Source organism: Coleofasciculus sp. E1-EBD-02, from assembly GCF_040218245.1.
GTDB lineage: Bacteria > Cyanobacteriota > Cyanobacteriia > Cyanobacteriales > Coleofasciculaceae > Coleofasciculus.
Window position 1 is genome coordinate 1 of sequence record NZ_JAVJQN010000104.1, and the last position, 13534, is coordinate 13534.

The 13534-nt window shown below is 48.0% G+C and carries 12 protein-coding genes; 6 read left to right on the forward strand and 6 right to left on the reverse strand.

The window, feature by feature from the left end; translation table 11 throughout:
• Positions 1–384: 384 nt before the first annotated feature.
• Positions 385–684, reverse strand: coding sequence for a 30S ribosomal protein PSRP-3 (locus RIC07_RS16790; RefSeq protein ID WP_006103218.1), 300 nt, complete (start codon positions 682–684; stop codon positions 385–387).
• Between the two features lie 147 nt (positions 685–831).
• Here RIC07_RS16790 and RIC07_RS16795 point away from each other — a divergent pair, with 147 nt between their 5' ends.
• The 4 genes from RIC07_RS16795 (at position 832) to RIC07_RS16810 (ending at position 3963) form a co-directional block, all read left to right on the forward strand.
• Positions 832–1647, forward strand: a complete 816-nt coding sequence (locus RIC07_RS16795; RefSeq protein WP_446395537.1) for a TIGR01548 family HAD-type hydrolase — start codon at positions 832–834, stop codon at positions 1645–1647.
• Between the two features lie 169 nt (positions 1648–1816).
• A complete protein-coding gene (locus RIC07_RS16800) occupies positions 1817–1972 on the forward strand; it encodes a hypothetical protein (protein WP_006103253.1) in 156 nt (51 codons plus the stop codon).
• A gap of 511 nt (positions 1973–2483) precedes the next feature.
• Positions 2484–3677 (forward strand): D-Ala-D-Ala carboxypeptidase family metallohydrolase, encoded by a 1194-nt coding sequence (locus RIC07_RS16805; RefSeq protein WP_446395538.1) that lies wholly within the window; start codon positions 2484–2486, stop codon positions 3675–3677.
• Positions 3667–3963 (forward strand): hypothetical protein, encoded by a 297-nt coding sequence (locus RIC07_RS16810; RefSeq protein WP_446395539.1) that lies wholly within the window; start codon positions 3667–3669, stop codon positions 3961–3963. The genes RIC07_RS16805 and RIC07_RS16810 overlap by 11 nt, the downstream gene beginning before the upstream one ends.
• Positions 3964–4053: 90 nt before the next feature.
• Here RIC07_RS16810 and RIC07_RS16815 read toward each other — a convergent pair whose 3' ends face one another.
• Both RIC07_RS16815 and gltB read right to left on the reverse strand, forming a co-directional pair.
• On the reverse strand, positions 4054–4254 hold the full coding sequence (locus RIC07_RS16815) for a hypothetical protein (protein WP_446376956.1): 201 nt from the start codon (positions 4252–4254) through the stop codon (positions 4054–4056).
• A gap of 206 nt (positions 4255–4460) precedes the next feature.
• On the reverse strand, positions 4461–9173 hold the full coding sequence (gene gltB / locus RIC07_RS16820) for a glutamate synthase large subunit (RefSeq protein ID WP_446395558.1): 4713 nt from the start codon (positions 9171–9173) through the stop codon (positions 4461–4463).
• A 751-nt stretch (positions 9174–9924) separates the two neighbouring features.
• On the opposite strand from gltB, the gene RIC07_RS16825 reads away from it, so the two are divergent.
• Together RIC07_RS16825 and RIC07_RS16830 are read left to right on the forward strand one after the other, a co-directional pair.
• A complete protein-coding gene (locus RIC07_RS16825; RefSeq protein ID WP_446395540.1) occupies positions 9925–10191 on the forward strand; it encodes an AbrB/MazE/SpoVT family DNA-binding domain-containing protein in 267 nt (88 codons plus the stop codon).
• Positions 10188–10568, forward strand: coding sequence for a type II toxin-antitoxin system VapC family toxin (locus RIC07_RS16830; protein ID WP_446346310.1), 381 nt, complete (start codon positions 10188–10190; stop codon positions 10566–10568). The genes RIC07_RS16825 and RIC07_RS16830 overlap by 4 nt, the downstream gene beginning before the upstream one ends.
• A 145-nt stretch (positions 10569–10713) precedes the next feature.
• Here the strand turns inward: RIC07_RS16830 and RIC07_RS16835 are convergent, their stop codons facing one another.
• The 3 genes from RIC07_RS16835 to RIC07_RS16845 form a co-directional block, all read right to left on the reverse strand.
• Complete coding sequence (locus RIC07_RS16835; RefSeq protein WP_446395541.1) at positions 10714–11109, reverse strand: hypothetical protein; 396 nt, start codon at positions 11107–11109, stop codon at positions 10714–10716.
• Between the two features lie 120 nt (positions 11110–11229).
• The gene (locus RIC07_RS16840; RefSeq protein ID WP_446395542.1) at positions 11230–12900 is read right to left on the reverse strand and encodes an NAD(P)/FAD-dependent oxidoreductase; all 1671 of its coding nucleotides are present in this window, start codon (positions 12898–12900) and stop codon (positions 11230–11232) included.
• Between the two features lie 201 nt (positions 12901–13101).
• The gene (locus RIC07_RS16845; protein WP_446395543.1) at positions 13102–13476 is read right to left on the reverse strand and encodes a hypothetical protein; all 375 of its coding nucleotides are present in this window, start codon (positions 13474–13476) and stop codon (positions 13102–13104) included.
• Positions 13477–13534: the final 58 nt, after the last annotated feature.

Consider the following 13534-nt stretch of genomic DNA (forward strand, 5'->3'; position numbering starts at 1 on the left):
CAAACATTACACGAGTGGATTATCTCTATAAATCGTGTTATGCGTAGCGTAAAAAGTTGGATGCCTCCATTCTTCCGGCATCCCGCTATCCCTCCTCACCCTACGAGAGTTGAGGGTGAGGACTCCCGCGAATACGTTGAAACATAAAGGAGCTATCCAGACGTTAGTTAGCTGGATAGCTCTTTTGTATAGCAGAAGGCAGGAGGTAGGCGGCAGGAGTCAGGAGGGGTAGAAGGAAAAAGTATCCCAGGGATAAAGGGGTTTGGGTTATCAGATTTGGTATTACTCGCTATTTTGTATGGGTTTTTTCTCCCCCAGCTCCCAGACGTGCCATGGCACGTCTCTACATTGCTTCCCCAGCTCCCCCCAGCTCCGCTTCATTCACTAGGCGCTACCTGTAAAGGTGACTTCTGGAAATTTTGCCTGAGCTTCATTCATGGGACGATTTTTACCTTCTTCTTGCCAGTAGTTAATCACTTCAGTGGCTTGGTTGAGCAACTCAACGCGATCCATTTCGCTAATCCAATGTTTGGCTTCCAGTTCGTTTTTGATTTGCTCCCAAGCATCGTTCCGGGGCCAGAAAAAGTAGGATGTCAGCGGGCTAGTTCCTTTACCCACGACTTGATCGACGGCGAGTGCCACATTCTCTTCTAACCAGAGAACTTTTAAGATAAATTTAGACAAACAAACCTCCAACAATAGATCAGGTATCTTATACTTAATGTACAATCAATTATTCTACAGGATAGCGAAGGTGAAAGCCCTCGTGATTTATCCGGGGGATAAAACTGCACGGCTTAAGCAACTGAGTTAGTCGTGGGAGTATTTACATTGACAACTTTAAAATCAAGAACAAAATCAAGGTCTAGACTAGCGATTGTCGTTTTCGATATTGATGGTGTCATCCGGGATGTGAGTGGATCGTACCGGAGAGCGATCGCGGATACAGTCGAGCATTTTACCGCCGGAGTGTATCGCCCGTCTTCTGTTGAGATTGACCACCTCAAATCCGAAGGCTTATGGAACAACGATTGGGACGCCTCACGGGAACTCATCTATCGCCACTTTGAGCAGCAAGATCAGGCGCGATCGCAGGTTGCCCTAGATTATGATAACCTAATTGCCTTTTTTAATGCTCGCTACCGAGGTGCTGACCCAAATCATTGGACAGGATACATCTGTGATGAACCATTACTCCTCGAACCCAAGTATCTCGAATATCTAACCTCAGCCAATATTTTATGGGGCTTTTTTAGTGGGGCGACGCGAAATGAAGCACTTTATGCTCTTTCAAAACGTCTCGGTTTGCCATCCCCCGTACTCGTGGCGATGGAAGATGCACCCGGTAAACCTGATCCAACAGGATTATTGGCAGTCGTTAACCAGCTTCAGCAACAGCACCAGATTGAGCAACCATTGCCTACCATCTATGTGGGAGATACCGTGGCAGATATGTACACAGTTAAAGCAGCCAAAAGTCTTCATCCAGATAGAACCTGGGTTGGTGTTGGTGTTCTCCCGCCACATGTTCAGGAAACAGCAGAACGCCGTGAGGCTTATCAACAAACCTTAAAAAAAGCAGGGGCGGCTCAAGTTTTTAGCAATGTTGAGCAGATCACCCCAGAACAAATTCAGCAATTGTTGTGAGCTACCACGTTTCAAGTTGCTTGTCATCCCATCAGGAGATTTTTCCCACACCCTTCATTCTCCACCCAATCTCCTTACACAAAGGAAAACCGTAAGCTATATTAGTATTGCTATATCCGTATTAGCAATTTAGATGCCAATAATAGCATGGTGCATCCCCATAAAAGCAATGAATTTAGACTATGATACTGCCGTGATCATGCTAGCCATCACCTTTCCTTTAGTGATGACTTGGTTGCTAGTTAGTGGCGAATTAGAACTTTGGGCTTATTTGGGTATCTATGGTATCTGTTTGTGGGGACTAGGGGCTTTAAAAAAAGAATAGTGATAACGGGGGCATTTTTCCGCGTTAGTCTGACAAAAAAGGAGTGATATAGCGCTACGCGCTAGGCTTTCTTGCAATAGGCAACACCTCGGACTTCGGCGTGAGCGCTCAGTCGAACGCTTACCTCGGCTTCGCTCGGTAACACGCTCGGTGTGTCTTATGCAATAGTGAAGAAAAACACTTACCTTACAAGGGATTGAGCAATTTAAATTTTTCTTCTTTTGTCCTAACGTGTGTGCATAGTGCTATAAGTAGTCGGACAAAAGAAAACCGTGCTGTATTAAGTTTTGCACATAGCCCTCAACCCCTATCTCCGTCTACTTTGGCGTCAGCCTCACCTATCAAATCAACAGCATAACAGCTTGCTGGAGGGCGTGAATTTATCATCCCCTCAAAATGCTGAAATCCTCATCAAAAGGGGCGTTTACCCCACCGAAGCCATACCCGACTCAATTCAAGCAGAGTAAAATATTAACTAGAGTTAATTGTTTCAAAAGGGCTAAACACAACTATGGACTTTCGCCTCAAGACACTCTTACCTGACTACGAAAAAGCCTTCCTGACCTGTAGCTTACAAAAAGAAAAAGAATCCGAAGTACAGCAAGTTGTTGAGCGAATGAAGGATCTGCGACAACACTATGAAATCGTTGAACAAGCAACAGGCATTCCGTGGTGGTTTGCAGCGGTTATTCACTACAGTGAGTGGAACCTCCGCGAACCTGACTTATTTGTGAAGAAAGTGACAGAAATTTTATTGGCTAAGGAGTTCCATAAAGCCCGAACTCGCACTCTCGGTGCTTATCTGTGGGGGTTTGACTTGTGGAATGGATTTAGACATGGAGTTGGAGATCAATCCGAGTGGGTTTGGGGTGGTACTACTGTTCTGAAGCATCCATCAACCACCATTGGAGCAGCGGCGATTGTTTACTATCTCCAATCCCAGAAAATTATTGATATCCCTAAACCGGGAACAGGCATTAAAATAAAGATTTTATCCGATACAGTATTTAAAGCCCGACCGGATCAATCATTTCGGCTCAAACCAGAAGAAAAAATCACGGTAAAAGGGGGTACTCGCCTGGAAATTATTGAGGATGATCCCTCTGAGGGAGGACACGTCAAAGTCCTGTTACCGGATGGGGTTTTGTTAGGGCAGAATAATCAGAGTGATTGGTATGTTTTCAAAGAACATATCGAAATTCAGGGAACGGAACCGAATAATCGCCCCAGCGATAAAGCAGAAGAACCCGAAACTAAAATTGCTTCACCCAATAAAGGACGTCCTATCACCGTACCCAAATTAGGAACAGTCTATCTGGGAAATCCAATTCTCGAAGGTGGACACTTTAGTTGGGCGGAAGCGACAATGAATGGCTCAAGGATTCCCGTTAATAATGAGGTGGTTGAGGGGATTTTGAGAGTGGCTCATGTGATGGAAGAAGTGAGAGAATATTTGGGCGCTCGTCCGATTACTATAAATTCTTGGTATCGTGATCCAGTAACTAATCGTAAAGTCGGAGGGGCAACAAAATCCAGGCATTTAGTTGGTGATGCTGTGGATTTTGTGGTTCAAGGGATCTCTCCACCCCAAGTTAATCAGCGCCTAGAATCCTGGTGGGGAAGTCGGGGTGGATTAGCCAGTGCTAGCTGTTTTACCCATATTGATGTGAGAGGATATCGTGCTCGGTGGAGCTATGGATTTTGAGCTAATGCAGCTCGGCAAAATACTTGAGCAGCTTCGTAGATACGATGAAGCAGGGGGAGCAGAGGGAGCAGGGGAAGCGGGGGGAGCAGGGGGAGCAGAGGGAGCAGAGGGAGCAGAGGGAGCAGGGGGAGCAGGGGGAGCAGAGGGAGCAGGGGGAGCAGAGGGAGCAGGGGGAGCAGAGGGAGCAGGGGGAGCAGGGGGAGCAGAGGGAGCAGGGGGAGCAGAGGGAGCAGGGGAAGCGGGGGGAGATATTAGCTGTTCAGTTATTTCTGCCTTCTTGCACTAAGTCCGGAAGACCCGTTTTTTTTACACTATGATTCGGTAGCGGAGGGTTAGTCGATAGCGATACTATATTCGTCATCTGTCCTTTGGTTCATTAGGCAACCGCCTCGTATTGTTGGGACTCCGTCTCAACTTGCCGGAGAATCTCCATGGCTTCGGGTAGAGTCTCGCAGCTATAATTCGCTTTGAAGTGAAAGGGGCGAACGCGAGAGTCGGTCTGCACAGCCGATTCCCAGATGCTCAGTTTGATCGGTTTTTTGGGATTGTTGGTGGCACTAATGGAGTATTGAACCATGGCAGTGCTTCTTTCTACAAAAGGTCGATAGTATCGCAGTACAAACTCAGGAGACTTTTTCTCTCCTTACTAAATTATGAGGCAAAACCAGGCTGGAATGTTCCCTCTAAGTGAGGATTTGCCGGAAAAAACAGCAAGGATGAAGGCAAACCTGGGTTTTATCCTTCATCCTTGTCCAATCTTGCCAAAACCCCTAGTTTCTGGCGTTACTGAACTGGACTTAACTCCCGTTCTGCTACCGCATCGGGATTGGCTTCTGGGGTATCTTCCTCCGAGGGTGGCACGACTTGCCAGAATTTCGGTAAGAAGTCCGACCAATTTGCCAGAATTGTCTTGGCTTTAGCACTGTTGGTGCGGTCAACATGGGCTTGTATTAGGGCTTTTAGCTGCTGTTCCCCAGCCGATGTGGTCACCCGTTGCATCTTCACAATTTCGGGGTTGACTTTTGCCGGGAAGTTGCCATCTTCATCTAGGAAGTAGGCTAATCCGCCTGTCATCCCTGCACCGACATTGCGCCCAACATGACCTAAGACTACAATCACACCGCCTGTCATGTATTCACAGCAGTGATCGCCAGCGCCTTCAATCACGGCTTGACCTTTAGAATTGCGGACGCCGAATCGTTCACCCGCCCAGCCATTGGCAAATAATGTACCGCCTGTGGCACCGTAGAGGCAGGTATTGCCGACAATTACGTTTTCGGCGGGGTTGTAGGTGGCATCAGTGGGAGGCGTGATGATAATTTCACCCCCATGCATTCCTTTCCCCACATAATCATTGGCTTCCCCAACCAGGTTGAGGGTGATTCCGGGCAAATTGAAGGCACCAAAGCTTTGTCCGGCTGCACCCTTAAAGTTGAGGGTAATTTGTCCTTCAAAGCCAGTATTGCCGTATTTTTTGGCGATCGCACCCGCTAGACGTGCGCCAACCCCTCGGTCAGTATTGAGAACCGCGACATCTTTGGTGAGGGAGGTTTGGTTGGTGATGCAGGCTTGAATCTCTGGATCAGCCAGGAGTTGATCATCAAGAACGGGTCCATTACTATGAACCTCCTCATGGTTGAGGAACGACCGATCGCGACTTGTATCGGGTAAATCGGTTAAGCATTTCACCGATACGGTGGATGTCTTGGTTAACGCGATATCCTCACGTTGTTTGAGTAAATCCGCCCGACCGATTACCTCGTCTAACTTACGATACCCTAACCGTGCCAAGAGCGATCGCACTTCTTCGGCGACAAAGTAGAAGAAGTTAACCACATGATCGGGGATTCCGGTAAACCGCTTGCGTAAATGATCTTGCTGTGTCGCTACGCCAACCGGACAGTTATTCGTGTGACAAATCCGCGCCATGATGCAGCCTTCCGCAATCATCGACACCGAACCAAAGCCATATTCTTCCGCGCCCATTAACGCCGCCATCACCACATCCCAGCCAGTTTTGAAGCCACCATCTGCCCGTAAAATCACGCGATCGCGCAGTTGATTCGTCATCAGCACCCGATGGACTTCGGTGACACCCAACTCCCAAGATACGCCCGCGTGTTTAATCGAACTTAGGGGAGATGCGCCCGTTCCGCCATCATGACCGGAAATCTGGATCACATCAGCATTTGCCTTCGCCACACCTGCTGCGATCGTACCAATGCCAATTTCTGCCACTAATTTCACCGACACCTTCGCCTCGGGGTTAATCTGATGCAGGTCAAAAATCAATTGGGCGAGGTCTTCAATGGAATAGATATCGTGGTGGGGGGGTGGGGAAATCAGGGGTACACCAGCTTTTGAACGCCGCAACATGGCAATATAAGGACTCACCTTTTTCCCAGGTAACTGTCCCCCTTCTCCGGGTTTCGCACCTTGGGCAATTTTAATTTCCAATTGTTTGCCACTGATCAGGTACTCTGGCGTCACGCCAAAACGCCCCGATGCAACTTGTTTCGTCGCTGAACTCGCGGTATCCCCATTCCGCAGTCCTTTAAGATGGGGCAATGTAGGCGAATTCCCCTGATTATCCACATCATCCAAGACTTTAAACCGAACTGGGTCTTCTCCCCCTTCACCAGAATTGGATTTCCCACCAATCCGATTCATGGCAATTGCCAAGGTTTCATGTGCCTCCCGCGACAAAGAACCCAAGGACATCGCCCCCGTACAGAAACGCTGGACAATATCCGCGACAGGTTCTACCTCTTCGATGGGAATCGGGGCGCGATCGCTGTTGAAGTCTAACAAATCCCGTAACGCCGTGACCGGGCGGTCTTCCAGGTATTTTTTATAGACATCATAGTGGTCATAAGCGGTTTGTTCGGTATCAGTTTTGCCGTTTCCGTTTTTCACCGACGAACCCTGACCATTACCATTAAAGGATGCCACGGCTTTATGTAACGCCTTTGCCATCTCCGGGCTATTCATGTGATATTCGCCACCGGGACGGTATTGGATAAAGCCAAAGTTTTCCAGTTTCTTACCCGTTAACTCCGGGAACGCCCGTTGATGGAAAGCAATTACTTCCTGTGCCAATTCTGCCAGATTCAAACCACCCAGGCGGGAGGTTGTACCGCGAAAGGCTAAATCTAATACCTCTGCACCAATTCCCAATGCCTCAAAAATCTGCGCCCCTTGGTAAGACGAGAGTAGGGAAATCCCCATTTTGGACAGGATTTTTAATAAACCTGATTCCACCGCCTTACGATAATTTTTCTGTGCCGCTTCAATGGTTAAGGGTTCAATTTTACCCCGATCCATCAATTTCTGCGTCTTGGGATTCGACCACCACTGACGCACCGATTCCAATGCCAAATAGGGATGAATTGCTGAAGCCCCATAACCAATCAAACAAGCAAAATGATGGGTACTCCAACATTGCGCCGTTTCCACAACCAGGGAGGCTTTCATCCGCAATCCGTCGCGAATTAGGTGATGGTGAACTGCCCCCACTGCCAATAGCGGTGGAATATAACTGGTATTTTCTCCGACACTTCCGCCAATTTTATCGCTCAAAATCAGCACTTTTGAGCCAGATTTCACCGCTTGATCGGCTTGGTCACATAATCGGTCAATGGCATCTTTTAGCCCATCCGGACCCGCGCTAATCTCAAATAAGGTGGAGAGTTCTGTGGTGGCAAACCCAGAGGTTTTTACCGCATTTAACTCGGCTTCATTCAGAACCGGGGTTTTCAGTTTCAGCAGTTGGGCATAGTCTGGTTTAGCCTCTAGCAGATTCCCCCGTTGACCCAGTTCCATACTTAAGGACATCACCAGACTTTCCCGCAAGGGGTCAATCGGTGGATTGGTGACTTGGGCAAAACGCTGTTTGAAATAGTCATACAGCAGGCGCGGCTTATCGGAGAGGATGGCTAAAGGAATATCATCCCCCATACAGAACGTGGGTTCTTTCCCTTGAGTCGTCATCGGTTCCAGGATCATATCCAAATCCTCAGCCGTATACCCAAAGGCGGTTTGCTGCTGGAGTAAGGTTTGGGCGTCGAGTTGGGTTGTATCGGTAAACCCTTGAGGGGATAAAACCTGGCGATGCTGTTTCAGCCAGTCTCCGTAAGGTAAACGTTGGGCAACTCGCTGTTTGATGTCCCAGTTTTTGAGAATTTCGTGGTTGGCTAAGTCCACAGCAATCATCTGTCCGGGTCCGAGTCTACCCTTTTCCACGATGTCCGCTTCGGGTAAGTCTACGACGCCAGCTTCTGATCCAACCACCACGTACCCATTCCGGGTGATACTATAACGGGCAGGTCGCAATCCATTGCGGTCAAGGGTTGCACCAACGACTTGACCATCACTAAAGACTAACAGCGCCGGACCATCCCAGGGTTCTTGAACGCCGCTGTAATATTCGTAAAAATCAACAATTTCCGGATGATCCTGCAAATCGGGCTGATTTTTGTAGGCTTCGGGAACCATAATCATCAAGGATTCCAGAGGACTACGACCCGATCGCACGAGTAACTCAAAGATATTATCTAGAGTAGCTGAGTCACTATTATCCGGATCAACCGTTGGCTTGAGGTCTTCGATTTCATTCCCCCATACCGGATGCGATAAATCCGCCTCCCTTGCCCGCATCCAGTTAATATTACCCAGCAGCGTATTAATTTCACCATTATGTCCCAATAACCGCATCGGTTGGGCTAGGGGCCATTTGGGTAGGGTATTGGTGCTAAAACGGCGATGATAAACGGCAAAGGGGCTTTGAAACTCAGGATGTTTTAAGTCCTGATAAAATTCACCCAATACCGCCGAACGCACCATGCCTTTATAGACAATTGTGCGACTCGAAAGGGAGCAAATATATAAATCATCGGACCAATGGAGAGTACCATCCGCTTCTAAAGCGTTACCGATGCGACGGCGGGTTTTATAGAGGAGACGTTCCCGATCATCTTCGCTTTGATTGGGGCAGCTAACAATAACTTGCTCAATGTGCGGTTGATTGTCTAGGGCTTGGGGTCCAACAACCGATTCGTTTAGGGGAACGACACGCCAACCCAATACGGTGAAACCGTCGTGTTCAAAGACGTCGGCAACAATTTCCCGAACTTTAGCCGCCAATGCCGCATCTTGGGGTAAAAATACCATACCCACCGCCAACTGGTCTGTGGGTGGCATGGTGATTCCTTGTTCCTCAAACCAAGACGTAAACAACCCCCACGGAATCGTCGTCATCAAGCCAGCGCCATCACCCGAATCTCGGTCAGCGCTACAGCCACCGCGATGTTCTAAACAGGTTAATGCCGAAAGTGCCTGTTCAATCAGTTCATGGCTAGCGACACCTGCGACTGAGGCAATAAAGCCAACACCGCAAGCATCCCGTTCTTCCACTAACCATCGTTGTCCTGGATAGGCTACATCGTCTCGATTCCAAGAGTGATGCTGTTGATTTAGGTTGATGCTCCTGTTTGTCATAAGATAGTTCCTAGTGTTATTGGTCATTGGTCATTGGTCACTGGTCATTCGTTACTAGAGGTAGGGGGGCAAGGGGTATAAACGTTGAAACCCTTGTCTTATCGTTAGTTCGTTAGTTGTTCTCGCCCACCTTACGGTAACTAGGAATTGATTACCAGTGCGGTAAAATCTCAGTTCTATCCAAGTCGGCTACGTCATCGCCAGTTCCATTGAAAAACTGAAAAATAGAGAAATAATTGACGTGAATTCGCTCTCTAGTGATCATTGTGTGAGTCATCTCGTGTCCAGTTGGCGTGGTTGTCCTAATATTTTTATATATATGGTTGGCAGACGGAGTAGCATCAGCCACTAAACTACAGACCCAGAAGGGTCAGCAACTTTGGTTCTCAAATGAAGCTCTTTAGATGGGGAGACTAATATTATCGAAAATACCTAGCTATGGCAATCCCCAATGGCATGATTTAGGATATTAGCCAAGTGATTAACATGGCTTAAAACAACAATCATCTAGATGGGTGGGGAACATCGGTATGACGTGAACCTTAGTCTAGCGTATTGCTTCCCATCCTAGCCAGTAGTGGGCTGGCAAGCTTAAAGTTGTGGGTGAAATTTTCCTGGATTGCTACTCTCATAAGGGTTTGGCGAAAATACTTGACTCTGGCAATCCCTGATGTCATAAGTTTAGTCTGGAGTAATGCCACATATTAGAGAACGTGGCATAGAATAAATAATGTGGCACAAATAAAACAGTATGAGCGAACTCTCCAAATCCGTAGAAGTACATTTGGATCGTCAGGGGCGGTTAGTCATTCCGGCAGGGTTGCGGCGGTTGTTGGGGTTTGAGGAAGGGGATAAGCTGGTTGCTCGTGAGGAAGCGGGGCGATTGGTACTGGAAAAGCCGGAGGCGATTAAGCAAAAGTTGAAGGCGCGGTTCGCACAGATACCCAAAAATCGCAGTTTGGTCGATGAATTGATCGCTGAACGTCGCCAAGCCGCGAAACAGGAAGTTACAGAATGACGGTAGTGTTGGATGCTTCAGCGTTGCTGGCTTATCTGAAGGGTGAGCCGGGAGGAGAAATTGTAGATGGCGTGTTAGCAGAATCAGCGATATCCAGTGTGAACTGGGCGGAAGTCGTGCAGAAGGCGATCGCGGCTGGAGTCGAGGTGGATGGCATGGTCGATGATTTGCAGGCACTGGGGCTGACGGTAGAGCCGTTTACGCTGGAGGATGGGGAAATGGCAGGACGACTGTGGGAGTCAACTCGGCAAGCGGGGTTATCCCTGGGAGATCGTGCCTGTTTAAGTCTGGGATTGCGATTGGGAGTTCGAGTTTTGACCTGCGATCGCGCCTGGGCTGCTCTCAATCTGTCTGTCGATGTGCAGGTAATTCGCTGATGAGCAACTTATGCTGTTCTGTTAAGGAAAGTAGGGGGTTTCAACCGCCAAGATGGTTAGGACACTATAGTAGAGACGTTCCGTTGGAACGTCTCTAGACTTAACTCTTAATAAACGGAAACAATACCTAGCGCCTATCCTAACCTTAGTTACAGTCTTGTCCGCCACTATTAACACAAAAAGCAAACGCCAAAAATCGGTTTCTTTCTCCTCCTGTTTCTTCCACTCCCTCCAGTATCTGATTCACTTTGAAGAACAATCCCCCAATTTTTTGTTGGTCTTGCATACTCTGTTGCAAAAACCACTCGGTAGTCGAGAGCGTTTCAAAGGTCATCTGTTGATTCTTAGCATATTGCATGATTAGCGCAGACACCAGTTCTTGCTCAGGTGCCACTAAATTTTGATACCAACTTTGGTATATATCTAAAACTTGTTGGGTCGGATCATCACTATCACTGACATTCCCATCGATACCCAGAACATCACTGAGATTATTAACAGTTCCATCAACGGCTCTTCTGGTATTGTTGATTGTATTCACGGCATCATTGACATCCCGGAGCATCTCAATAATTGCAATGCTGTCAAAACAATGGTTTCAGGCGCATTGGGGCGCAAACAATGGTTTCCTATAGTCATGGTGTTGAAACGCTCGTTGATGCTATAAAGCAAGGCGAGAATATTTAAGCTTTTCTCGCAGAAAGAAATAAACAAGTGAGGATAGCGATCGCCGCCCGAAAAAGTGAGTTCGATAGATGCCGTATCTCATAAAACCCTGTCGGCGTTTCAACAGCTTGGGGTTGAGTTTGTTGGCAGGTAGATGGTTTTTGCCCTGTAGAATTTGCTGGAAGGCGTAGGGCATCCAGGGGAATTGAGTCAGTTGTTGGTGTACCTGCTGATGGACGGTCTGAGCGGCTTGGGGATGACTCAAATCGGCTTTTTCGATCTGTGCATAGATGGTCTCTGCTAGCGCTTCAAAGGGCGGAAAGGCTCCTCCGGTGAGCTTGAGACCGTGCAACCGGGGGTAGTAGTGTGGGCGATGGTTCTCTGATAAGGCGCGACTACTCATGAGTTTAACCAGTTCCAGGTAAGCCCCTAGCAGCCACAACACCGTATAGGATGCCCAAAGGTCATAGTGGGCAAAGGTGCGATAGGCATTGGCCACTAAGCGATCGTTTGCCTGAATGAATGCCAGAGTCATGTCTTCGACCCCCTGAAAATGGGTGGCTGAGTAATCCTGAGTGGCTTTCGCAGCCAGCAGGCGATCCGCCAAGACAGAGGTACACATCAAGGCAGTGTAGAGTCCTTTGGAAAACAGGGGATCGATAAATCCAGCCGCTTGACCCAGTAGACAGAAGCGATCGCCCACAACGTGCTGGGCACTGTATTGCAAGCGTCCGGTTCGGGTCCAAGGTCTCACTGCTTTTGCAGGTTGAAATTGGGGCGCTATGCCCGGAAATTGCTGAATGAACTGATAAAACTCTGCTTCTGGAGTCAAATCCTGCTGCAAGGGATAGCGACGTGGATCAAGCATGAGTCCTACACTACACAGGGGGTTCGTTGAACGGGCATGATTATTAAAGGGAATAACCCACAACCAGCCACCCTCAAACACATGATGCAGCGTTCCTTCAGAGAGTTGAAACGGCAGCCCGTAGACCTGCTTGGAATCACTGACTTGGTGAAAACAGGGCACATCTATCATGTGGGTGAAAATGGCTCGGGAATGGGTTTGTAAATTGTGGTGTCGCAGGTTGAATTGCGTTGCCAATACAGAATGAAATGCGCCCGCATCGACCACATAATCCGCCTCAAAGGTCTGTCCTGTCTTGGTTAACAGACAAACTCCATGCTGATGAATTTCGACGGATTGAATCGGCGTTTTCTGTAAGACAGTTGCTCCATAGCGAACGGCTATGGTCGCCAGAAAGTAATCGGTATCCTGGCGGTACAGGTGCAGTTCATGCCCGTGGGGTTGTTTGGGAATAACAGCCTGAAGCGTGTGCTGTAGGTTCAACGGTTGCCCTTCGACATGATGCAAATAGCTGAAGTGACGCTTAACACCATGAGAGGTGCCAATGTGATCAAAATAGTTCTCGGAACTGAAATAGGCAAGTTCTGGAACGTCGTAGAGTTCAGCAAGCGATCGCATGACTTCAGAGGTTTCCAAAATCATCGATTCACCAATGGCAAATTTAGGATGGTTGTCCGCCTCGAAAACCACAACTCGCAATCCCTGACTAGCCAAAATAGTGGCTAAGGTTGATCCGGCAATGCCAGAGCCAATAATTGCAACATCAAATCGTTCGTATTGTGAAAGTAGCATAGTCATGGTTTTCGAAATGGTGGCAGATAGATAAACGTCTGTCGAATTAGGATGAGAGTTTTACACCAACTTGACCTGCATCCAACATTCCAAGGCGGACATCCGCTTGAACACTAGCGGGAAGAGGATTTTAGGAGTCCTTTCCAACTCCCCCAAACGACTTCGAGTCGCGCGGCTAACGGTGAAGTTGTACGGCGGCAGAGAGCCTCAGATTCCCTCAGACAATCTGTATAGAGTGAGCTGGTTAAAGTTATGCAGCTCGTTACGCATGTCTTCCAATGCTTGATAGTCAGCATCTTCCACTAGAGCCTGCATTGCCTCTGGATTAGGTATGCTCCAGAGATTTAACTTGGTAGCCTCTTCTGCGTCGCCGCCTAAATGTTGAACGATATCGTAAGAGCCAATTTGCTCCATGCCATACCGTTGAGTAATAGGGAATAAAGCGGATTCGTATGCTGCGCGATCTTCGAGATCGTAGCCGGGATTCATTACAACAACGTCGCTCCTGCCACGTAAGAGATTATATTCTTCATTGTTTGGCAGTGAATAAACTTGGTTCTTCGGAAAGTTGACTTTTTGCAACCGTTAGTTACTTCACTTCCCTCCAAAGGTTGAGTCCATAATATGAGCATATTTTTAC

Excerpts from the sequence above, each read along its gene's own strand:
- RIC07_RS16800 (WP_006103253.1), top strand. The coding sequence starts at position 1,817 with ATGAATTTAGACTATGATACTGCCGTGATCATGCTAGCCATCACCTTT.
- RIC07_RS16805 (WP_446395538.1), top strand. The coding sequence starts at position 2,484 with ATGGACTTTCGCCTCAAGACACTCTTACCTGACTACGAAAAAGCCTTC.
- RIC07_RS16810 (WP_446395539.1), top strand. The coding sequence starts at position 3,667 with ATGGATTTTGAGCTAATGCAGCTCGGCAAAATACTTGAGCAGCTTCGT.
- RIC07_RS16815 (WP_446376956.1), bottom strand. The coding sequence starts at position 4,254 with ATGGTTCAATACTCCATTAGTGCCACCAACAATCCCAAAAAACCGATC.
- gltB (WP_446395558.1), bottom strand. The coding sequence starts at position 9,173 with ATGACAAACAGGAGCATCAACCTAAATCAACAGCATCACTCTTGGAAT.
- RIC07_RS16825 (WP_446395540.1), top strand. The coding sequence starts at position 9,925 with ATGAGCGAACTCTCCAAATCCGTAGAAGTACATTTGGATCGTCAGGGG.
- RIC07_RS16830 (WP_446346310.1), top strand. The coding sequence starts at position 10,188 with ATGACGGTAGTGTTGGATGCTTCAGCGTTGCTGGCTTATCTGAAGGGT.
- RIC07_RS16840 (WP_446395542.1), bottom strand. The coding sequence starts at position 12,900 with ATGACTATGCTACTTTCACAATACGAACGATTTGATGTTGCAATTATT.